Here is a 255-nt window from a genome sequence, read left to right as displayed (position 1 = left end):
TGGAAAACCTGCAGATCGGTAAAGCTGCTTCGGTCGCTGTGACCGATACGCAGAGCCTCGTAACCGCCGAGCTGTCGGTCAGCAGCGGAACCGTCACCGAAGGTGGCAAAATCACCTACACCGTGAAGCTGGTCAGCGATGACCCGTCCCTGCCGGTCACCAACCACAAAGGCCTGACCTTCACCTTGACCGATGGCACCACCGTCACCGTCAAAGCCGGTGAATCGGAAGGCTCGGTCACCGTGAGCGCGCCGG

The 255-nt window shown here is 61.2% G+C and carries 1 protein-coding gene; it reads left to right on the top strand.

Annotation, left to right across the window (positions count from 1 at the left end; translation table 11 throughout):
• The coding region (locus ACN6NG_RS30040) for an immunoglobulin-like domain-containing protein (RefSeq protein WP_474317560.1) at window positions 1-255 on the top strand (255 nt) is incomplete at both ends.

Source organism: Pseudomonas sp. TSO6, from assembly GCF_056098905.1.
This window is presented reverse-complemented; position numbering and strand designations above follow the sequence as displayed.